The sequence below is a fragment of the Streptomyces sp. NPDC002004 genome (genome assembly GCF_053593975.1).
On record NZ_JBSFDP010000003.1, the window covers coordinates 405708 to 424484 of the forward strand.

An 18777-nucleotide genomic window follows, 5' to 3' on the forward strand; every position below is an offset into this window, starting at 1 on the left:
GTGGGGACGGCACGCATTGGGGGGAGCGACCGATGAGCGATCTCACGGTGAATCCGTGGAAGCGGCACGGCAAGGATCGGCTCTACGTCAATCTCCCTGACGGAACCGCTGTCGCATGGGCAGATCGAGCGACGAACGTCGTGACGATCAAGGTGCAGAAGTATCGGGACGAGGCCTTAGCCCTGCTCCGGCGGCACCTCGGTGACGGGATCTCGGTTGACCTCACACCCTCCAGCGCCTCTAAATCGCGCCTCGCGCCACCCGTTCGACAACCCAACCACTCGGCTCCGAGGCGCCGCACGGAGCAGCCGGCCTCCCTCCCACCCCTCTCTCCCAGTGAGGACCTGGCGAGGAACCGCCCCGGCGCCAGCCTCCTCGGGATGATTGCGGAGCGGGGCCCATCCACAGCCCAACGGTTACGGGCGAAGGTCCTGCGGCAGTCCTCGGAATGGGACAACTGGTACACCGGGCTTGAGGGAGAGCGACGGGTCGGTCGAGAGCTGGCACGCCTGTCCCCACTCGGCTGGCGGGTTCTTCACGGCATCGAAAAGAGCAACGGCGGCGACATCGATCACTTACTGATCGGCCCCGGGGGCGTGTTCAACATCAACACCAAGACTCACCAGGGCGCCTCGGTCTGGGTCGGCGACACCATGGCCAGAGTCAATGGTGGACAGCCACAGCCCTATGCCGCTGCGAGCAAGGCGGAAGCCGACTACATACGAGGGGTGCTGGGGCGGTACTGCGACTTCACCGTTGCTGTGGACCCGGTTCTGGTCTTCGTCGGTGTCGCTTCCCTACGCCGCGCCGCCACGCAGTTCACCGTACGGATCTATCAAGAACGAGAAGTGGCGGCCCTCGGTCCCCTCACCGGCAAGCTCACCCCTGAACAGGTGGAACGGGTGTACGCCGTGGCCCGTCATCGCCGTGTCTGGCTCAAAGCTTGACCATGCTCATCCGACAGAAGACGACTCGTGAAGCCCTGTCGGCACAGCCGTTCGTACGCCTCGATCACATCGCCCGGTACTTGCTGGCTGATCATGAAGCCCTGCTCCGGGTAGATCAGCAGTCGCTGTAGCGCCCCCACGAGCATGTCGATCACCAAACGGGCGTCACCGATGGAGTCGACGTACTCGTCCAGCGTCATCGGGCTGGACGCGCTGACGATCTCAACTTCGGGCCACAGCTTGCGCGCGGTGGCGTAGGCCCGCCTCTCCTCGTACGGCTTGCTGATCAGTAGGACAGAGGACACGTCGACGTCGGCCTCTTCCAACAGCTCTCGGGAGAAGCGGATGTTCTCACCCGTATTCCGAGCACGCGGCTCCACGAGCACGGCAGAACTGGGGATGCCAAGTTCGAGTGCCCGTTCTCGATAGTGGACGGCTTCACCTCGGGGCATGCGTTCCCGCGTCGTGGGGCTGGTGGATCCGGTGAACACGAGCAGTGGAGCCATGCCGCGCTTGTACAGGTCGACTGCGGCATCGGCAACACCCAGGTCGTGGCTGCCGAGTCCGACGGCGACCGAGCACGGCCGGGGTGCGTGGCCCATCTGGTGGTAATCCCACAGACGCCGTGTGTCCGCCCAGTCTTGCCTCGAGATCACTGCTGACCTTCCCTGTCCTTCGCCGAGTCGGGCACCTTGAAGTCGTACTCCCAGGCGAAGCGTGAAGCCGCATGCACCCCAATGGCGAATTCGACCACCGTGCCGGAAGCCGTATAGGTCGTCCGATGCAGCTCCACGACCGGTTCGCCGGGTGGCAGTTGCAGGAGCTTCACCTCGTCCGCGGTGGGGGTACGAGCAAAGAGCTCTTCCTTCATGTGATCGATCTCGTAACCCGCGTCGTACAGCACGCGAAATCCGCCGCCTCGGCCGGCCGGGCCCGGCGTCGAGTCCACCAAACGCGTTCCTTCCACGTGCTCGGGCCGGTAGTAGCTGGTCAGCGAGTGGGTCGGCTGGTCGCCCTCCTTCACCAACCGTGCGCGAGCGTAGACCTCGGCACCCACCGGTAGACCGTGTGCGGCTGCTACCGCGGGGGGTGCTTCGACAAGGCTGACTGTCTGGGTCTGCTCGTTGCGTCGGTACGCCCGCCCGGAAGCCACGCGGTCCGCGATGAACGCCACTTCGTCCCCGTCCCGCCACTTCGCCTTGTCGTACCGGGCGATGCCAAGTCGCTTGAGCGGGACCTGCTGTCGCACGACAGTGCCGTGGCCTCGGGATGAAGTGACCAGGCCTTCCGCTTCCAGTGCCTTATAAGCGGCGTGGACGGTGGCCTTGGAGCCCTCGCCCACCTCAACCAGCTCTCTGATGTGCGGCAGCTGCTGGCCCGGCGCGTAGTCACCCCGCTTGATCTGCTCAGCCAGCTTGTCTGCCAGCTCTCGCCACTTGGGCGCCATCACGAACCCCTCTCGACCAGGGCCTAGTGAAACATAGTCCTAGGACTGTTGGCAGTCCTAGGACTGCCGTGCACTATCTCTGTTGTCGCCCGCAATCCTAGGACAGCGGGCGGTGAGGGGCCCTTCTTTGGGCTGCCCGACGTCAACGCAGGGAGTGCTGATGCCGTCCTTCAAGATCGATCTTTCGACCGCTGTGGTGTTCGTGGCGACTGCGCCTGAGCCGAAGCTGGTGAACAAGAAGACCGGTGAGCGGGCTGTGGACCGGGAGACCGGTGCGGGCATGTCGACCGTGGGCCTGCTGGTCTCGGACGAGGGGGAGGGGAACCTCTACCAGGTGGCCGTGCCCGAGACGGGCATCCCGGAGGGTCTGACGCCGGGTATGCCGGTGAAGGTGGTCAGCCTGAAGGCCAGGGACTGGGAGAACGAGTTCAACGGCCAGAAGCGCCACGGCATCTCGTTCCGCGCAGTCGCGATCACATCGGCGGTCTGACCATGACGGACCTGACGACCTGGATGGAGGCGACTGGGGCCTTAGCGGGCGCCGGTGGTCTCGGCTATGCGAAGGTCCGCGCTCCGCGCGTGTACTGGTCGCTGGTCGGGCTGCCGGTGGCCTGGGGCCGGTTCACGATGACCTACCGGTCCACGATGGACGTGTGCGGGCTGACGGTGCACCCGTCCGGCCTGCGGGCGTTCATGGTCCGCAACGTCGCCCGCCGCGAAGTGCAGCCGGTGCCGCCGAAGGTCCGCCTTGTCCGCGGAACCTCGACGGGGCTCCGGGTGACCCTGCGCCTGCCCGCTGGCCTGGAACCAGCCGATGTGGCGGCGGCCTCGGAACGGCTGCGTCACGCCTGGGGCGTCCACGCGGTGAGCGTCATCGAGACCAAGCCCGGGTTCGTGGAACTGCGGATGACCGGCTACGACGTGCTGCGCCGGGTGCGGATGCCGCGCAAGGCCCAGCCCAAGGACATGGTGGTTCCGGTCGCGCTGCGCGATGACGGGACGGCGTTCGTTCGGGACTACCGCAAGGTGCCGCACTCGCTGACCCTCGGCGCCAACCAGTCCGGCAAGTCGATGTACCAGCGCAACCTGATCAAGGGCCTGGCACAGCTCCCTGTTGCGCTGGTCGGCATCGACTGCAAGCGCGGTGTGGAACAGACCGCGTACGCGCCCCGCCTGTCCGCGCTGGCCACTACCCCGGACGAGTCCGTCTCCCTGCTCGATGTGCTGGTAGGGGAGATGGAAGACCGCTTCGACCTGCTCAGCACACACGGCGTCTCTGATCTGTGGGAGTTGCCGGAGAAGGTGCGGCCGGTGCCGGTCGTGGTCCTGGTCGACGAGGTCGCGGAGCTGTTCCTGATCTCCAGCAGGAAGGACGAGGAACGCCGTGAACGCCTGGTGACCGCGTTGATTCGGCTGGCGCAGATGGCTCGTGCGGTCGGCATCTACCTGGAGGTGTGCGGGCAGCGCTTCGGATCCGAACTCGGCAAGGGCGCCACCATGCTCCGTGCCCAGCTCACCGGCCGTGTCGTGCACCGGGTCAACGACAAGCAGACCGCCGAAATGGGACTTGGTGACATCGCCCCGGATGCCCTGCCCGCGGTGACCACGATCCCGCCCGACCGTCCCGGCGTGGCCGTGGCGGCGGACTCCTCCGGCGGCTGGTCCCGCATCCGCACCCCCAGCACGACCGCGGCCGAAGCTGCGGCGGTGTGCCGTGAGCACGCGCACCTGATCCCGGACTTCCCCGCACTCGACCCGTTCCGGCCCCACGTGCCCGCCGACACGACGCCCGTCGAGACACCGCCGCTGGCTGCTCCGGTGCCGGTCACCGAGTAGCACCCCGATCCATCCCGGTTGGTGCGACCGCTTCGCGCCGGGTCCCTACCCCACCCATGTCCGAAACCGGAAGGAGGTGATCGACGTGTTCCGCCTTGTCCGCCCCGATGCCGTGCTCGTCCAAGCCGTGATCGCTGGTGCGCTGTCCTTCGCGCACCTTCACGACCTTGCCGCAGCTGCCGGGCAGACCGGCTGGAAGGCCTGGGCCTACCCCGTCAGTGTCGACCTGCTCTTGGTCGCGTCCTGGCACCGGATGCGCGTCTTGCGCGCCAACGACCGCGCGGCCCGCGCCGCCTGGTCCTGGTTCGCGGTCGCCTTGGCTGCCTCGCTGGGAGCCAACGTCTCCACCGCTGGCCTGCTCGACCTGCACCACGTACCGGCCTGGCTGCGCATCCTCGTCGCCGGGTGGCCCGCACTCGCCTTCCTCGGCGGCACCCTCCTCGCCCACCAGCCCACCCCCGAACCGGCTCCGGTCGAGACCGCTGCGGACTCGGCGCCGGAACCGGTGGCGGAAGTGAGCGTGGAACGCGCCCCCGACCCGGAACCCGCACCGGAACTCCCGCCCGCCACGACCCCGGCGGCTACTGGGCCGGCGCCCGCGGTGCCCCCGGCTCTGCTCGATCACGCCCGCAAGGTCGCCGACACGCACCGTGCCAGCACTGGCGCCCCGATCGACGCCGACACCCTGCGCGCCCGCCTCGGGCTTCCCGGCTCGATGGCCACCGCGATCGCAACCCACCTCCAACTCACCTGATCAGAAAGGAGTCGACGTGACCGCTTACCGGCGCTTCCGCAACGTGATCCGCATCGGCCCCGTCGAGGTCGCCACGTACTACGACGGCCGCGGCATCGAGAAGCACGCCGTCGCGTGCACCGCGCCGGGCTGCGGTTTCTCCGCGGACTACCGCGACCGTGCCGCTGCCGAACTCGCTGCCCGCACGCACCGCTGCAAGGCCTAGGAGGCCCCCGCCATGCAGGTTCCCCTCTGGCTCGCCCTGATCGTCGTCGGCTTCCTCGGGATCAAGCTCGTCCGCCCGCCGTGGTGGCTCGTGGCTGTGCTCGTCCTCGGCGGCTACCTCCTCGCCGACAGCCTGTTCGCCCCCGCGATCAACACCACCGTCAAGTAGCCCAACCCGAAGGGAGAACACCGATGCTCCGCCCGAAGATTCCAATCAACCCGACACCGACCGGCCTCGTCACACCACCGGCGGTCGTCGAGCCCGCCGCACCCGAGGCCCCGAGTCCGGCGCCCGTCCCCGCGGTCCCGGCGTCTTCTCAGCCTGCGGTTCAGCTCACGCCGGGCACCGTCGCTGGACTCGTCGCCGGAGGGACCGCGGTGGTCCTCGTCGTCGGCGCGGTCCTGGTCTCCATGCTCCTCGCCATCGCCGTCACCGCCACCTCCGTGGCCGTGTGCGCCGTGGTCCTGCGATCCCTCCTCAACAACCAGAAAGGCCACTGACATGGGCATCTTCAGCCGCAAGAACAGCAATCCCGAACCCGCCCGCGACGAGCGCATGGCCGAACTCGGCCGGGACTACGCGATCGCCCGCCGCCACCGCGACACCAAGGCCATGAACCGGATCATGCGCGAGATCGGCACGGACAAGGACGTCACCGACCTGAGCGACTTCCGCTCCGGCCAGGAGTCCTACGACTCCATCCCGCCCATCCCGCGCGGTCGCAACCGCCGCCGCTGAACGGCCCCCGGGGCGGCCTCGGTCGCCAAACTTCCGCCGCCCCGGGCGCCTGCACCTCTTCCAGATCCAACGGACCCGAAAGGGAAGCCTCATCATGCCCCAGCGCGCCCAGAACACGCCCGTCTGCCGCGACTGCGACGGCTTCGCCAACGTCGCCATCACCACCGGCACCCGCCACCGCGACGGCTCCCGCACGACCGTCATCGCCGCCTGCCCGGCCTGCAACGGCACCGGCCACACCACCCGCGGCGTGCTCGCCCGGGCCGGGAGGTGAGTGCGGTGGCTCTCCTGAACTGGCGATCGCCTGAGCACTACGACCACACCGGCGACCAGCCGTGCGTGATCTGCACCAAGCCCACCCCGCTCCGCTCCGACAAGGGCACGCCCGTCCACAAGGTGTGCGCCGAGGACTGGCTCGACCGCCACCCGCCCAAGGAGGACAAGGCGTGACCGACACCGCCACTGCGGCGGGCCTGGACCCGGCCACCCTGGGGGACATCCTCCGGATGGCCGGGTCCCCCGGCTTCGACCGCCTGCGCGAGCAGATCCGCCGCACTGGGGGATGCTCCGATCCGATCCACCTCCAGGGCACGACCGTCACCCGGGACGCCGCCTCCGGGCAGGTGCTGTTCTCGTATTCCACCGACACCGAACCCGGCGGCCGCCTCCGTGTCGCCTGCGGCAACCGCCGCGCCTCCCGCTGCCCCTCCTGCGCCTGGACCTACGCAGGCGACACCTACCACCTGATCCGCGCAGGCCTGACCGGAGACCCGGACAAGGGCACCCCGCACACCATCCGCGACCACCCCCGCGTCTTCGCCACCCTCACCGCCCCCTCGTTCGGCCCCGTCCACAACCGCCCCGGCAACCGGCCCTGCGCCTGCGGCACCCGCCACGCAGAGGACGCGCCAGAACTGGGCACCCCGCTCGACCCGGACACCTACGACTACGCGGGCGCGGTGCTGTGGAACAACCACGCCTCCGAGCTGTGGCGCTACTTCACGATCTACCTGCGCCGCGAGATCGCCCGCCGCGCGGGCCTCACCCAGCAGGCCGCCCGGGAACAGTCCCGGGTCTCCTTCGGCAAGGTCGCCGAGTACCAAAAGCGCGGCGCGGTCCACTTCCACGCCGTGATCCGCTTCGACGGCCCCGAAGGACCCGACTCGCCGCCCCCGGCCTGGGCCACCCTCGGCCTGCTCACCGACGCCATTCACGCAGCCGCCGCCCGCGTCCAGGTCGACGTCCCTCCCGCCGGGGACCAGCCCGCCCGCACCTTGCGCTGGGGCACCCAGCTCGACGTTCAGCCCATCGGTGCCTTCGGCAACGGCGAAGAGATCACCGAGCAGGCTGTTGCCTCCTACGTCGCCAAGTACGCCACGAAAGCCGCGGAAACGACCGGCACCGTCGACCGCCGGATCGGCAACAAAGAGGCCCTGGTCCTGCTCGGCGTCCCTGACCACCCCCGTCGGCTCATCGAGGCCTGCCTAGACCTCCACGCGCTCTACCCGGACCGCAAGCTCCGCGACTGGGCCCACATGCTCGGCTTCCGCGGCCACTTCTCCACCAAATCCCGCCGCTACTCCACCACCCTCGGCGCCTTACGCCAGGTCCGCGCCGACTACCGCGCCACTCAACAGCGCGCCGCGCTCGGCCTGCCCGACCCCGACGACTCCCCGGAGACGAGCACGCTCACCCTCGCCCACTGGACCTACGCCGGACACGGCCACACCCCCGGCGAGTCCTGGCTCGCCGCCAACATCCGCCGCGACATCCAGCAGAGCCGCGAAATCGCACGGCATGAGCTGCCCGCACAACTCGACCTGGAAGGAGCCGCAGCATGACCACAATCACCGCCGAGCTGCTGACCGTGAAGGAAGTCATGGCGCGGCTCAAGCTCGGGCGCTCCAAGGTCTACGACCTGATCCGTTCGCATCGCCTGGTCTCGATCAAGATTGACGGGGCTCGGCGTATCCCTGCCGACGCCGTCCGGGACTTCATCCTCGGCCGGATCGAGGAGGCTGCCTGATGGCCGGTCAGCGCAAGCGCAACCCGAACGGGGCAGGCACCATCACCAAGCGCAAGGACGGCCGCTATCAGTGCGCGGTTTACGTGCTCCAGCCGGACGGGACTCGCGCCCGTAAGTTCGCCTACGGCAAGACCTGGCAGGCGTGCGATGCCAAGCGTCGGGAACTCCTCGACAAGGTGGACCAAGGCGTGCCCGTGCCGACGCGGTCGGCCAAGCTCTCCGAGTGGCTGCCGTATTGGCTGGACAACGTGATCAAGCCTCGGCGGAAGCTGAGCACGTACGACAAGTACGAGGCGCACGTGCGGATCTACCTGGTGCCCCTGCTCGGCGCCAAGCGGCTCGAATCCCTCGGCGTTGCAGACGTCCGTCGCTTCCTCGTCCGCCTGGAGAAAGAGACCACGGCGGCAACCGCCAAGGAATCGCACCGAGTTCTGCGGTCAGCGCTCTCCTCCGCCTGCCGCGAGGAGCTGATCACGCGCAACGTCGCCAAGCTCGTCGAGCCGCCCCGTACCGACAGCCGCGAGCTGAATCCCTGGACCCTCGACGAGACGCTCGACTTCCTCGCAGCCTCCCGCAAGGACCCGCTCTACGCGGCCTTCGTCCTCGCCATCGCCATGGGGCTCCGCCGGGGAGAGATCGTCGGTCTCCGCTGGTCCGACCTGGACCTCGACAACCGCGTTCTTTACGTCCGCCAGCAGACGCAGCGTCGGCGCGGCGTCCTCTACGACGACGACCCCAAGAGCCGCCGTCGCCGTGCCGTCCCGCTCCCCGCCCTCTGCATCGCGCCTCTCCGGTGGCACCGCATGCGACAGGCAGCTGCCCGCGCCAAGGCGGGGGAGAAGTGGCAGGAGTCGGCCTACGTCTTCACCACCCGCACCGGCCGCCCGGTCGAGCCGCGCAACCTGTACCGCTCCTTCACCCGCATCGCCCAGTCCGCCGGCCTCCGCGTCATCCGGCTGCACGACGCCCGCCACGGCACAGCGACCCTCCTCACGGCGGCCGGAGTCGCGCCCCGCGTCGTGATGGAGATCCTCGGGCACTCCCAGATCAGCATCACCATGGACGTCTACACGCACGTCGTCCAGGACACCCAGCGGGAGGCCATGAGCCACATGGACCGGCTGCTGCGGAGGCGTCGCGGTCGTCAGTGACCACCCGCGTTGATGTCATAAGTAGATGTCAAAGGCCCCGGACCGTGATCGGTCCGGGGCCTTTTGGCTGGTGCCCCCGGCAGGATTCGAACCTGCGACACCCGCTTTAGGAGAGCGGTGCTCTATCCCCTGAGCTACGAAGGCAAGGCTTCAGGCCCGGAGGGCCTGGTGGTCGTCAGTGTAGCGGGGTCCCGGGACCGGATGGTCAGGGACGGGTGATCGTGATGTGGTAATCGCCCGAAGGATCGGCTTCGGTCACCTCGATCTTGATGCCGCTGGCCCGGTCGGTGAAGGTCTCGCCGGGGTCGTAGGTGGCGTCGGAGAGTTCCGCGTGGACGTTGGGGCTGCGGGTGCAGCCGCCGCTCGCCGGCGTGGAGTCGGAGACGGTGATCGGCCCCCGGCCGGTGTCGATGTCGGCGTCGACCCGGTAGACGAGGACCCCCGGCTTGCACACTGCCTGGTCGTTGCCCTCGTTCGTGCGGACCTCGACCGCGAAGCCCGACTGCGCGTCGACGGGTATGAAGACGAGTTTGGGGCCGCCCTTGCGGGCCAGTGGGGTCAGGGTGAAGTTGCTCGTGGCGGCGTGCTTCGACACGCAGCCGACCTGGTCGTCGTCCAGCCAGCCCAGCTTCCACTTGTGCCAGCCCAGCAGGTCGTTGTTGGCCCCCCAGTCCTCGCTCATGATGTCCCAGTGCCCGACGGTGTCCCCGCCGTCCTGGGTGTAGAGGTCGGGCAGTCCGAAGGTGTGGCCGTTCTCGTGGGGGAGTACCCGGTAGCCGGTCTCCGCATAGGAGCCGGAGCCGTCGTCCTGGCGGCTGTAGACGAAGGACGCGTTGGATATGGGGACGCCGTCCGCGACCGGGGCCTCGTTGTTGCCGGCGAACGTCACCGACAGCACGGTGTCCAGGGCGGACGGGCCCGCGTTCGGCGTCACCAGGACGTTCACCAGGTCGTAGTCCCTGAAGTCCACCGCCGGGTCGGCCGCGGCGACGATGTCCTGGACGAGGCGCCGGTAGCCCGGCTCGAACGGCGCCCCGCGCTCTATCCCGTAGTCCTTGAACGCCTTCGGCATCCGCAGCCAGTGCGTGATGGGGGTCTCGGGCTGGTAGTCGAGGCGCCCGTACGACGCCGTGTGGAACCACTTCCGGGTCTGCGGGAAGAACTCCATCACCCGGTCCGTGGCGCTGCCTTCGCCCGGCGCGTCCGAAAAGTCGATCATGAGGTTGAGGGCGTGCACCGTGCCCGTGGAGTGGGCGTAGCCCGGTGTCGTCGGTACGCCCTCCGACATCTGCACCCCCAGCGCCCCGCTGATCATGCAGGGGCCGAGTGCCGGTTCCCGCGCCACGGAGGCGGGCCCAGCGGCGGTCGCCGCGCCGTGGGCCGGCCGTCCCGTGCTCGCCGACATGGTGACCGCGAAGGTGAGCGCGGTTATGGCGGCCAGTACGGGCACGCGGCGCGGGCCGCGTATGCGGTGGCGCCGGCCCCGTATGCGACGGCGCTGGCCATGTATGCGACGGCGTGTCGGCTGCATGCATGGACCTTTCGCTCCACGGCAGCCGGCCGCTCTGGCTGCCCCCTGTGGATCACCCTCCGTGGCCGGGTGCGGGGGCGCTCGCTGGGTGCGACCGGGCGGGGGAATTCCGGCGCAGGCGAGTGTGAGCTACATCACAGTGAAGAAGGGGCGTCCAGGAAATAACCGGGGAGTCGTTCCCCGTTTGGATGTATGTTCGTCGAACCGGGGAGTCTGTCCCCGGATCGCAATCCCAAGACGGCAGTCAGGAGTGTGCCCCCGTGGTCACCGCAGCCCCCGAGACGCAGCGCCGTACGCCCCGCCCGCGGGCCGACGCCCTGCGCAACCGGGAGCGGATCGTCGCCGCCGCGCGCGAGATGTTCGTCGAGTCCGGCGCCGATGTGCCGCTCGACGAGGTCGCTCGCCGCGCCGGCGTGGGCAATGCCACGGTGTACCGGCACTTCCCCGACCGGCAGGCCCTGCTCCGCCAGGTCATCTGCACCGTCACCGACCACGTCACCGAGCACGCCGAGCGCGCGACCGCCGACGCCGACGCCGAGGGCGGCGACGCCTTCGGGGCCCTGCGTCGCTTCGTGCACGCCGCGGCGGACGAACGCATCGGGGCCCTGTGCCCGATGCTGTCGTCCGACTTCGACCAGGACCACCCGGATCTGCTCGCCTCCCGCAACCACCTCGAAGAAGCGGTCGAGGGGCTGATGGAGCGAGCCCGCGCGGCCGGGCAGCTGCGCACCGACATCGCCGTCGGGGATCTGATGGTCGCCCTCTCCCAGCTCACCAGGCCGCTGCCCGGCATCGCGTGCCTGGGCATCGACCAATTCGTCCACCGCCATCTCCAGCTGTTCCTGGACGGCCTGATGACACCCGCCCGCTCGGAGCTCCCCGGGCACGCGGCCACCTTGGAGGACCTCCGAAGCCAGTCCCGTCCGTCCTGACACCAGCTGTTTCCGAGTACGGCGACGGATGCGTACCGCGACGCACTGCACGGCGGCACGCTCGTGCGGCGAGCGGGTCCGTCCCGGGAGGCGTTCGCACGGCGAGCAGGTCGCCCCGTGACGCCTCCGTACGGCGGGAGCGTCGCCGCGCGACCGGTTCGCGCGGGCGACGGCCCCGTACGCCGATGACCATGGGCGCCGATTCCGCGCGCCGATGAGTTCCGCCGGTCCGGCCGGTCTCAGTCAGGGACCTCTCCGGAGGTCCGGAGCCCAGAACCCCAGCAGTCCATTCCCTTTGCCCTTACCGAAGCCCATAGGTGAGTACCGCCATGCCTGAAACGGCCCTTCCCGACCCCCGGCGCTGGAAAGCGCTCGTCTTCATAGCCCTCGCCCAGCTGATGGTCGTGCTCGACGCGACCATCGTGAACATCGCCCTGCCCTCCGCCCAGCACGACCTGGGGATCTCGGAGGGCAACAAGCAGTGGGTCATCACGGCCTACGCACTCGCCTTCGGCGGACTGCTCCTCTTCGGTGGCCGCATCGCGGACCTCTGGGGCCGCAAGCGCGCCTTCGTCACGGGCCTCATCGGATTCGCAGCGGCCTCCGCGCTCGGCGGTGCCGCACAGAGCGCGGGCATGCTGCTCGGCGCCCGCGCACTCCAGGGCGTGTTCGGCGCGCTGCTCGCGCCGGCCGCGCTCTCCCTGCTCGCGGTGATGTTCACCGAGGCCAAGGAGCGTGCCAAGGCCTTCGGCATCTACGGTGCGATCGCCGGTGGCGGTGGCGCGGTCGGTCTGATCCTCGGCGGATTCCTCACCGAGTACCTGGACTGGCGCTGGACGTTCTTCGTCAACATCCCCTTCGCCGTCGTCGCGGCGGCCGGCGCGTACTTCGTCATCCGTGAGCCGGAGGGCGCCCGCAACCGTTCGCCCCTCGACATCCCCGGTGTCGTCCTGTCGACCCTCGGTCTGGTCTCGCTGGTCTACGGCTTCACCCGCGCCGAGTCCGACGGCTGGAGCGACGTCACGACGGTGGGCCTGTTCATCGCCGCGGCCGTGCTGCTCGCCGCGTTCGCGGTCGTCGAGTCCCGGGTCAAGGCGCCGCTGCTGCCGCTGCGCGTCGTGACCGACCGCAACCGCGGCGGCGTGTACCTGTCGCTCGGCCTCGCCGTGATCGCGATGTTCGGGCTCTTCCTCTTCCTGACGTACTACCTGCAGATCGTGAAGGGTTTTTCGCCGGTCAAGACCGGCTTCGCCTTCCTGCCGATGATCGCGGGCATGATCACCGGTTCCACGCAGATCGGCGCCCGTCTGATGACGCGGGTCCCGCCGCGGCTGCTGATGGGCCCGGGCTTCCTGGTCGCCGCGTCCGGCATGCTGCTGCTCACCCAGCTGGAGATCGGGTCGTCGTACGCGGGTCTGCTGCTTCCGGCGCAGCTGTTGCTCGGCCTCGGCATGGGTACGGCGTTCATGCCGGCGATGTCGCTGGCCACGTACGGCGTGGAGCCGCGGGACGCCGGTGTCGCCTCCGCGATGGTCAACACCTCGCAGCAGGTGGGTGGCGCGATCGGCACGGCGCTGCTGAACACCATCGCCGCGTCCGCCACGACCGCGTACATCAAGGACCACATCGCCACGGCGACGAGCAAGCCCGCCGCGCAGCTGGTCAAGCTCGAGGGCATGGTGCACGGCTACACGAACGCGATCTGGTTCGCCGTCGGCATCCTGGTCGTCTCCGCAACCATCGCCATGACCCTGATCAACACGGGCCGCCCGGATTCCCGCCCGGTCGCCTCCGGAGCGGACGAGGGCGTGGAGGACGCCGTGAACGTCCCGGTGGTCGCGCACTGAGCCCACCGGCGACAGGGCCCGCGCGCACGGACCGAAGGACCTGCCCGCACGGACCGAGGGACCTGAGCGTGCTGACGACAGGACGTGAGCGTGCTGACGACAGAACCTGCGCGCGCTGACGACAGGACCTGAGCGTGCCGGCGACAGGGCCTAGCGGAGCCACGGCAGGTCCGCGCCCGCCTCCTTCGGCTGAAGTCCCTCGGCGATGATCCTCATGATCTCGCCGAGGGACTTCTGCTGTTCCGGGGTGAGGCGGTCGAAGAGGGCCTGGCGGACCGCGTCGACATGACCGGGCGCCGCCTTCTTCAGCACCTCGAAGCCCTCGTCGGTGAGCACCGCGAACTGGCCGCGCTTGTCCGACGGGCAGTTCTCGCGGCGGACCCAGCCCTGCTGCTCCAGCCGGGCGATCGCGTGGGAGAGGCGGGAGCGGGTGATCTTCGCGTGGATCGCCAGCTCCGTCATCCGCAGCCGCCGGCGCGGGGCCTCGGAGAGACGGGCCAGGAATCCGTAGTAGATGTGCGGCATGTTCGCGTCGCGCTGGAGCTGACGGTCGAGATGGTCGTCGAGCAGCATCGTCGCGTGCAGGTACACCTGCCAGACGCTCTGCTCCTCCGTGCTGAGCCAGCGGGGCTCTTCCGGCCCTTCGGGGGGCGTGGCGGTCGCCGGGAATGCCGTCGTCATGCCTCCACTGTAAGCCCCCCATTCTTGAAAATTAAACAACTTCGCTGTAGCGTGAGCGTGGAGAGCTTGAAGTTTCAAGTTGATGGGACGATGCCGGTGCGGGGCGATCCGTGCGGAGCTCGTCCGGGCCCCGTCCGGAGCCGGTACGAACCTGCGGGCCGGAAGCGGTACGGGCCTGGTCCCGGGCCGTACGGGTCCGGGCCGGAGTCCGCTGGAGGTTAGTCATGCGCATGCCCGCCGTCTATATCAGCCACGGTGCGCCGCCGCTCGCCGACGACCCGGTGTGGCCCGGCGAACTCGCCGCCTGGTCGGCGGAGCTGCCGCGCCCGACGGCGATCCTGGTGGTCTCCGCGCACTGGGAGGAGGCCCCGCTGGCCCTCGGTGCCACGCGGACGGTCCCCCTCGTGTACGACTTCTGGGGCTTCCCCGAGCACTACTACCAGGTTCGTTACGACGCCCCCGGCGCCCCCGCGCTCGCCGAGTCCGTGCGCAAACTGCTCCGCGGCCCCGGTCTCCCGGTCCAGGACATGCCGGACCGTGGCCTCGACCACGGCGCGTACGTCCCGCTCGTCGAGATGTACCCCGGCGCCGACATCCCGGTGCTGCAGGTGTCCCTGCCCACGCTCGACCCGCAGCGGCTGATGGACATCGGCCGCCGGCTCGCGCCGCTGCGCGACGAGGGCGTGCTGATCGTCGGCTCCGGCTTCTTCACCCACAACCTCGCCGCACTCCGGCACGCCGGGGGCGTCCCGGACTGGTCCGCGGAGTTCGACGACTGGGGGCACCGTGCGCTGGAGGCGGGCGACGTGGACGGCCTCCTCGACTTCACCCGGAAGTCCCCGGCCGGCCGTCTCGCCCACCCGCGCACCGAGCACTTCGCCCCGCTGTTCGTGACCATGGGCGCGGCCGACGCGACGGGTGAGCTCGATGCCCGGCGCAGCGTCATCGACGGATTCTGGATGGGGCTGGCCAAGCGTTCGGTGCAGTTCGGCTGACCGGCCGGGCCCCGCTCCGCCCCGGGGTCAGGGGGAGTGCGGCTCGCGGCCGCCGGCGGGCGGCTGGAGCTCCTTCTCGTGCCAGGCCACGTCCCAGTACCGTCCGAACTTCCGCCCCACCTCGTGGAACATTCCCACTGGGCGGAAGCCGAAGCGGGCGTGGAGGCGGGCGGAGGGCTCGTTCGGCTGGGTGATGCCCGCGTAGGCGCGGTGGACGTCCTCGCCGGCGAGAACCTCGAAGAGGCTCTTGTAGAGGAGGGTGCCGACGCCCCGGCCGCCCGCGTCCGGGGCGAGGTAGATGCTCACCTCGACGGACGTGACGTATGCGGCCTTCGGGCGGAACGGGCCGGATGTTGCGTATCCCAGAATTCGCCCGGATGTCCGCTCCTGGGCAACCAAGAGCCGGTGGGGGCCGTCTTCAGGGTGGGAGAGCAGCCAAGGGCGGCGCTCTTCGGGGGTGAGGACGGTCGTGTCGAAGGTGATGGGCGTCTCGCGCACGTAGTGGTTGTAGATGTCCGTGAGGGCCCGGAGGTCGCCCTCGACGCCTGCTCTGACCTGGACCTCTGTGGGTTCTGTCGACATCGCCCTCCCTCGTGGCGGGACAGGGTACTGCATGATCAGAAAACTCGAGGGGCAGGTTGGGAATTCTGTCCTGATTCCAGTCGTTGTTTCCATCGGATGCCGCCCACCCGGGAGGGTGTGAAGGCGTCCAGCGGCCCAGCTGACCAACCATCGCAAGGGAGCACGCATGGCAACCCGTGCCGTCGCCCGTCGTCAGTCCGGCACCACCGCGCCCGAGACCGACACGGCAAGCAGCGTTCGCGCCGTGGGTGGAGAGATCGCCGACCGCGACCTGGTCGGCATGTACCTCGACGAGATCGCGCGCACACCGCTGCTCGACGCCGCCAAGGAGGTGGAGCTGTCCGAGACGATCGAGGCGGGCGTGTACGCCCGGCAGATCCTGGACGGCGAGGTGGAGAGCAAGGTGGCCGGGGGCGCTTCCCGTGAGGAGCTCGAGGCACTGTTCGCCGAGGCCGAGCGGGCGAAGGACGTCTTCATACGGTCCAACCTGCGGCTGGTCGTCGCCGTCGCCCGGCGCTACCCGCGCAGCGGTCTGCCGTTGCTCGACCTGATCCAGGAGGGCAACGCGGGCCTGGTCCGCGCGGTGGAGAAGTTCGACTACCGCAAGGGCTTCAAGTTCTCCACGTACGCGACGTGGTGGATCCGCCAGGCCATCACCCGCTCCATAGCCGACCAGTCCCGCACCATCCGCCTCCCCGTCCACCTGGTCGAGGAGTTGGGCCGGATCCGCCGTGTGCAGCGCGAGTTCAACCGCGAGCACGGGCGTGACCCGGAGCCCGCGGAGGTGGCGGCCGAGCTCGGTGCGAACCCCGCGCGGATCACGGACGTGCTGGACTGGGCCCGCGACCCGGTCTCGCTGAACATGTCCGTGGACGACGACGGCGACACGCAGTTCGGCGATCTGCTGGAGGACACCTCCGCGGTGTCGCCCGAGCAGTCGGTGATGACGCTGCTGCGCAGCGAGGAACTGGACGGCCTCATCGGCCGGCTCGACGACCGCACGGCATCGATCATCAAGATGCGGTACGGGATCGAGGACGGCCGCGAGCGCACGCTCACGGAGGTCGGCAAGGAACACGGTCTGACGCGTGAGCGCATCCGTCAGATCGAGAAGCACGCGCTGCTGGAGCTGAAGAAGCTCGCCCGCAGCACGGGCTTCGACGCGGCGGCGTAGGACCGTACGCGGTCCCGCGCCATGACGCCGGCCCGGCAGCGGCCCTGAGGGGTCGTCACCCCGGGTCCGGCCCGAAGACGAGTCCCGGTGCCTACCCCCCCCCGGCGCCGGGACTCCCTGTATCCGGCGCCCGGCCTTTGCCCCTGAACGGCAGCACCCAGTCGTCGAGCCGCACCGGCGGTGCCGCTCCGCCGTCGCGCAGCGGGAAGGGCGCGTGGGCGTACGGCACATGCGTGGGCCTACGCTGCCTCCCATGTCCCCTGGTTCTCCTCCCCCCGCGCCCCGTGGCTCGCTGACGGAGCGGCGCAAGGCCGAGACCCGTCTGGATATCGCCCGGACCGCCGCCGAGCTCTTCGTGGAGGGCGGCCTGCGGGCCACCCGCGCCGAGGACATCGCCCGCGCGGCCGGGGTGGCTCCGCGCACCTTCTACCGTTACTTCGCGACGAAGGAGGAGGCAGTCGCGCCGCTGTTCGCCGCCGGGGCCCAGCAGTGGGCCGAAGCGGTGCGCGACGCGCCCGCCGGGCTGTCCGTGCCGGAGGCGCTCCGATTCGCGGTGCGCCGCGCCCTCACCGCCGACGACCCCGCGAACCTCGCGTCGCTGGAGTGGGTCCGGTCGCTGCTCCGCCTCGCGGCGGAGAGCCCCGCCCTGCGGTCGGTGTGGACCGATGCCTGCGCGGCCTCCGAGCGCACGCTCACCGAGGTGCTGCAAGAACGGGGCGCGGGCACGCTCCGCGACCTGGACCTCCGCCTCGTCGCCGGGTTCGCCGGTACGGCGGTCCGCGTGGCGGTGGAGACCTGGGCACAGGGGGACGCCGCCCCGGCGGACGGGGCGGAAGGCCCGGCCGCGCTGGCGCTACGGTGCCTCGACGCACTGGGAGGGGCGATCGGCCCGTCCGGGGTGTGACCGGGTGAGGGCGCGGGGGAGCCGCCCGCCGGGCGTCAGGCCTCGGCGGCCCGGCTGAGACGGGCGCCCAGCTCCCTTGCGTAGTCGGCGAGTTCGGCCGGTCCGTGGACGGTGAACTCGTACCCGATGAGGGCCAGCCGGACCGCCAGCCAGTCGACGGAGGCCTCGACCCTGGCCCGCAGCCGGCAGGTGTCCGCGTCGATCGGTTCCGGCATGCCGATCCAGCGCGGCAGCCGCGCTCCGACCGCATCGGCCGGCGCCGCGAACGCCACGTCGATGTCGTACGCCTCCTGCCGCCGGAACATCTTCTGCCGTACGAACTCCGCGGCGCTCCCCGTCGGCAGCTCGCGCGGTGCGAACCGCGCGCCCGTCGCGAAGGGTTCGGAGACCCGGTCGACCCGGAAGGTGCGCCAGTCGGCACGGTCGAGGTCGTAGGCGATGAGGTACCAGCGCCGCCCCGTGCTCACGAGCCGGTACGGCTCCGTCAGCCGCCGCGACTCGGTGCCGTCGCCCGAGCGGTACGCGAACCGCAGCCGCTCCTGCCCGGCCGCCGCCGAGGCCATCACGGTCAGCGTCTCGGGTGCGATGGTGTCGCCGTCGCCGCTGGTCAGATGGGTGGTCGCGATCTGCAGGGTGGACACGCGGCGGCGCAGCCGGGACGGCAGCACCTGCTCCAGCTTGGCCAGCGCCCGTACGGACGCCTCCTCGATGCCCTCCACGGCGTGGCCCGCACCGGCCCTCAGCCCCACGGCGATCGCCACGGCCTCCTCGTCGTCCAGGACGAGCGGCGGCATGGCCTTGCCCGCGACCAGCCGGTAGCCGCCGTCGGCGCCGCGCGTGGACTGCACCGGATAGCCGAGCTCGCGCAGCCGGTCGATGTCCCGCCGGATGGTGCGCCGGGAGACGCCCAGCCGCTCGGCGAGTTCGCCGCCGGGCCATTCGCGCGGAGTCTGGAGCAAGGAGAGGAGCTGCAGCATCCGAGCCGGTGTGTCCGTCGTCATGTATTCCAGGATGCCGGACACAGAGG

General features: G+C 70.0%; 24 protein-coding genes and 1 tRNA gene. 18 read left to right on the top strand and 7 right to left on the bottom strand.

Going from position 1 to position 18777, the window contains the following annotated elements:
- Positions 1-32: 32 nt before the first annotated feature.
- Positions 33-947: a nuclease-related domain-containing protein gene (locus tag ACWCP6_RS07785; protein WP_450931471.1), complete on the top strand. Its 915-nt coding sequence runs from the start codon at positions 33-35 to the stop codon at positions 945-947.
- On the opposite strand, the gene ACWCP6_RS07790 is transcribed toward ACWCP6_RS07785, so the two are convergent.
- Positions 920-1603: a YdcF family protein gene (locus ACWCP6_RS07790; RefSeq protein ID WP_450931472.1), complete on the bottom strand. Its 684-nt coding sequence runs from the start codon at positions 1601-1603 to the stop codon at positions 920-922. The genes ACWCP6_RS07785 and ACWCP6_RS07790 overlap by 28 nt on opposite strands.
- Positions 1600-2394 carry a GntR family transcriptional regulator gene (locus tag ACWCP6_RS07795; RefSeq protein ID WP_450931473.1) on the bottom strand — a complete coding sequence of 265 codons (795 nt, stop codon included), beginning with the start codon at positions 2392-2394 and terminating at the stop codon, positions 1600-1602. Before ACWCP6_RS07795 ends, ACWCP6_RS07790 begins: the two co-directional genes overlap by 4 nt.
- 160 nt (positions 2395-2554) lie before the next feature.
- Between ACWCP6_RS07795 and ACWCP6_RS07800 the strand changes: the two genes are divergently transcribed.
- From ACWCP6_RS07800 to ACWCP6_RS07855, 12 genes are all read left to right on the top strand, one after another.
- Entirely contained in the window at positions 2555-2884 is a 330-nt protein-coding gene (locus ACWCP6_RS07800; protein WP_450931474.1) for an SCO3933 family regulatory protein, read from the top strand.
- 2 nt (positions 2885-2886) lie between these two features.
- A complete protein-coding gene (locus ACWCP6_RS07805) occupies positions 2887-4230 on the top strand; it encodes an FtsK/SpoIIIE domain-containing protein (RefSeq protein ID WP_450931475.1) in 1344 nt (447 codons plus the stop codon).
- An 85-nt stretch (positions 4231-4315) separates the two neighbouring features.
- Complete coding sequence (locus ACWCP6_RS07810) at positions 4316-4984, top strand: DUF2637 domain-containing protein (protein WP_450931476.1); 669 nt, start codon at positions 4316-4318, stop codon at positions 4982-4984.
- Between the two features lie 16 nt (positions 4985-5000).
- Positions 5001-5189 (top strand): mobile element transfer protein, encoded by a 189-nt coding sequence (locus ACWCP6_RS07815; RefSeq protein ID WP_450931477.1) that lies wholly within the window; start codon positions 5001-5003, stop codon positions 5187-5189.
- Positions 5190-5201: 12 nt separating this feature from the next.
- Entirely contained in the window at positions 5202-5357 is a 156-nt protein-coding gene (locus ACWCP6_RS07820; protein WP_450931478.1) for a hypothetical protein, read from the top strand.
- Positions 5358-5380: 23 nt separating this feature from the next.
- On the top strand, positions 5381-5689 hold the full coding sequence (locus ACWCP6_RS07825; protein WP_450931479.1) for a SpdD-like protein: 309 nt from the start codon (positions 5381-5383) through the stop codon (positions 5687-5689).
- A gap of 1 nt (position 5690) precedes the next feature.
- Positions 5691-5927: a hypothetical protein gene (locus tag ACWCP6_RS07830; protein WP_450931480.1), complete on the top strand. Its 237-nt coding sequence runs from the start codon at positions 5691-5693 to the stop codon at positions 5925-5927.
- A gap of 94 nt (positions 5928-6021) precedes the next feature.
- Positions 6022-6201: a hypothetical protein gene (locus tag ACWCP6_RS07835; RefSeq protein ID WP_450931481.1), complete on the top strand. Its 180-nt coding sequence runs from the start codon at positions 6022-6024 to the stop codon at positions 6199-6201.
- Between the two features lie 5 nt (positions 6202-6206).
- Positions 6207-6377: a hypothetical protein gene (locus tag ACWCP6_RS07840; protein ID WP_450931482.1), complete on the top strand. Its 171-nt coding sequence runs from the start codon at positions 6207-6209 to the stop codon at positions 6375-6377.
- Positions 6374-7768 carry a replication initiator protein RepSA gene (gene repSA, locus ACWCP6_RS07845; protein ID WP_450931483.1) on the top strand — a complete coding sequence of 465 codons (1395 nt, stop codon included), beginning with the start codon at positions 6374-6376 and terminating at the stop codon, positions 7766-7768. The genes ACWCP6_RS07840 and repSA overlap by 4 nt, the downstream gene beginning before the upstream one ends.
- Positions 7765-7953 carry a helix-turn-helix domain-containing protein gene (locus ACWCP6_RS07850; RefSeq protein WP_450931484.1) on the top strand — a complete coding sequence of 63 codons (189 nt, stop codon included), beginning with the start codon at positions 7765-7767 and terminating at the stop codon, positions 7951-7953. The genes repSA and ACWCP6_RS07850 overlap by 4 nt, the downstream gene beginning before the upstream one ends.
- Positions 7953-9104: a tyrosine-type recombinase/integrase gene (locus ACWCP6_RS07855; RefSeq protein WP_450931485.1), complete on the top strand. Its 1152-nt coding sequence runs from the start codon at positions 7953-7955 to the stop codon at positions 9102-9104. Before ACWCP6_RS07850 ends, ACWCP6_RS07855 begins: the two co-directional genes overlap by 1 nt.
- 68 nt (positions 9105-9172) lie before the next feature.
- Here the strand turns inward: ACWCP6_RS07855 and ACWCP6_RS07860 are convergent.
- Both ACWCP6_RS07860 and ACWCP6_RS07865 read right to left on the bottom strand, forming a co-directional pair.
- Positions 9173-9248, bottom strand: a tRNA-Arg gene (locus ACWCP6_RS07860).
- A 61-nt stretch (positions 9249-9309) separates the two neighbouring features.
- A complete protein-coding gene (locus ACWCP6_RS07865; protein WP_450931486.1) occupies positions 9310-10635 on the bottom strand; it encodes a M6 family metalloprotease domain-containing protein in 1326 nt (441 codons plus the stop codon).
- A gap of 260 nt (positions 10636-10895) precedes the next feature.
- Between ACWCP6_RS07865 and ACWCP6_RS07870 the strand changes: the two genes are divergently transcribed.
- Together ACWCP6_RS07870 and ACWCP6_RS07875 are read left to right on the top strand one after the other, a co-directional pair.
- Positions 10896-11567, top strand: a complete 672-nt coding sequence (locus tag ACWCP6_RS07870; RefSeq protein WP_450931487.1) for a TetR/AcrR family transcriptional regulator — start codon at positions 10896-10898, stop codon at positions 11565-11567.
- 329 nt (positions 11568-11896) lie between these two features.
- Positions 11897-13414 carry an MFS transporter gene (locus ACWCP6_RS07875; protein WP_450931488.1) on the top strand — a complete coding sequence of 506 codons (1518 nt, stop codon included), beginning with the start codon at positions 11897-11899 and terminating at the stop codon, positions 13412-13414.
- Between the two features lie 150 nt (positions 13415-13564).
- Here ACWCP6_RS07875 and ACWCP6_RS07880 read toward each other — a convergent pair whose 3' ends face one another.
- On the bottom strand, positions 13565-14095 hold the full coding sequence (locus ACWCP6_RS07880) for a MarR family winged helix-turn-helix transcriptional regulator (protein WP_450931489.1): 531 nt from the start codon (positions 14093-14095) through the stop codon (positions 13565-13567).
- 224 nt (positions 14096-14319) lie between these two features.
- Here ACWCP6_RS07880 and ACWCP6_RS07885 point away from each other — a divergent pair, with 224 nt between their 5' ends.
- Positions 14320-15090 carry a dioxygenase family protein gene (locus ACWCP6_RS07885; protein WP_450931490.1) on the top strand — a complete coding sequence of 257 codons (771 nt, stop codon included), beginning with the start codon at positions 14320-14322 and terminating at the stop codon, positions 15088-15090.
- A gap of 27 nt (positions 15091-15117) precedes the next feature.
- Here ACWCP6_RS07885 and ACWCP6_RS07890 read toward each other — a convergent pair whose 3' ends face one another.
- Positions 15118-15672, bottom strand: coding sequence for an N-acetyltransferase family protein (locus ACWCP6_RS07890; RefSeq protein WP_450931491.1), 555 nt, complete (start codon positions 15670-15672; stop codon positions 15118-15120).
- 166 nt (positions 15673-15838) lie between these two features.
- On the opposite strand from ACWCP6_RS07890, the gene ACWCP6_RS07895 reads away from it, so the two are divergent.
- The gene (locus ACWCP6_RS07895) at positions 15839-16846 is read left to right on the top strand and encodes a sigma-70 family RNA polymerase sigma factor (RefSeq protein WP_450931492.1); all 1008 of its coding nucleotides are present in this window, start codon (positions 15839-15841) and stop codon (positions 16844-16846) included.
- A gap of 253 nt (positions 16847-17099) precedes the next feature.
- Positions 17100-17750 carry a TetR/AcrR family transcriptional regulator gene (locus ACWCP6_RS07900; RefSeq protein ID WP_450931493.1) on the top strand — a complete coding sequence of 217 codons (651 nt, stop codon included), beginning with the start codon at positions 17100-17102 and terminating at the stop codon, positions 17748-17750.
- A 35-nt stretch (positions 17751-17785) separates the two neighbouring features.
- On the opposite strand, the gene ACWCP6_RS07905 is transcribed toward ACWCP6_RS07900, so the two are convergent.
- The gene (locus tag ACWCP6_RS07905; RefSeq protein WP_450931494.1) at positions 17786-18751 is read right to left on the bottom strand and encodes a helix-turn-helix transcriptional regulator; all 966 of its coding nucleotides are present in this window, start codon (positions 18749-18751) and stop codon (positions 17786-17788) included.
- Between the last annotated feature and the right edge of the window lie 26 nt (positions 18752-18777).

Coding starts and splice junctions, on each gene's coding strand:
- ACWCP6_RS07785 (WP_450931471.1), top strand. CDS start 33: ATGAGCGATCTCACGGTGAATCCGTGGAAGCGGCACGGCAAGGATCGG.
- ACWCP6_RS07795 (WP_450931473.1), bottom strand. CDS start 2,394: ATGGCGCCCAAGTGGCGAGAGCTGGCAGACAAGCTGGCTGAGCAGATC.
- ACWCP6_RS07800 (WP_450931474.1), top strand. CDS start 2,555: ATGCCGTCCTTCAAGATCGATCTTTCGACCGCTGTGGTGTTCGTGGCG.
- ACWCP6_RS07805 (WP_450931475.1), top strand. CDS start 2,887: ATGACGGACCTGACGACCTGGATGGAGGCGACTGGGGCCTTAGCGGGC.
- ACWCP6_RS07820 (WP_450931478.1), top strand. CDS start 5,202: ATGCAGGTTCCCCTCTGGCTCGCCCTGATCGTCGTCGGCTTCCTCGGG.
- ACWCP6_RS07825 (WP_450931479.1), top strand. CDS start 5,381: ATGCTCCGCCCGAAGATTCCAATCAACCCGACACCGACCGGCCTCGTC.
- ACWCP6_RS07830 (WP_450931480.1), top strand. CDS start 5,691: ATGGGCATCTTCAGCCGCAAGAACAGCAATCCCGAACCCGCCCGCGAC.
- ACWCP6_RS07835 (WP_450931481.1), top strand. CDS start 6,022: ATGCCCCAGCGCGCCCAGAACACGCCCGTCTGCCGCGACTGCGACGGC.
- ACWCP6_RS07850 (WP_450931484.1), top strand. CDS start 7,765: ATGACCACAATCACCGCCGAGCTGCTGACCGTGAAGGAAGTCATGGCG.
- ACWCP6_RS07855 (WP_450931485.1), top strand. CDS start 7,953: ATGGCCGGTCAGCGCAAGCGCAACCCGAACGGGGCAGGCACCATCACC.
- ACWCP6_RS07865 (WP_450931486.1), bottom strand. CDS start 10,635: ATGCAGCCGACACGCCGTCGCATACATGGCCAGCGCCGTCGCATACGG.
- ACWCP6_RS07875 (WP_450931488.1), top strand. CDS start 11,897: ATGCCTGAAACGGCCCTTCCCGACCCCCGGCGCTGGAAAGCGCTCGTC.
- ACWCP6_RS07880 (WP_450931489.1), bottom strand. CDS start 14,095: ATGACGACGGCATTCCCGGCGACCGCCACGCCCCCCGAAGGGCCGGAA.
- ACWCP6_RS07885 (WP_450931490.1), top strand. CDS start 14,320: ATGCGCATGCCCGCCGTCTATATCAGCCACGGTGCGCCGCCGCTCGCC.
- ACWCP6_RS07890 (WP_450931491.1), bottom strand. CDS start 15,672: ATGTCGACAGAACCCACAGAGGTCCAGGTCAGAGCAGGCGTCGAGGGC.
- ACWCP6_RS07895 (WP_450931492.1), top strand. CDS start 15,839: ATGGCAACCCGTGCCGTCGCCCGTCGTCAGTCCGGCACCACCGCGCCC.
- ACWCP6_RS07900 (WP_450931493.1), top strand. CDS start 17,100: ATGTCCCCTGGTTCTCCTCCCCCCGCGCCCCGTGGCTCGCTGACGGAG.
- ACWCP6_RS07905 (WP_450931494.1), bottom strand. CDS start 18,751: ATGACGACGGACACACCGGCTCGGATGCTGCAGCTCCTCTCCTTGCTC.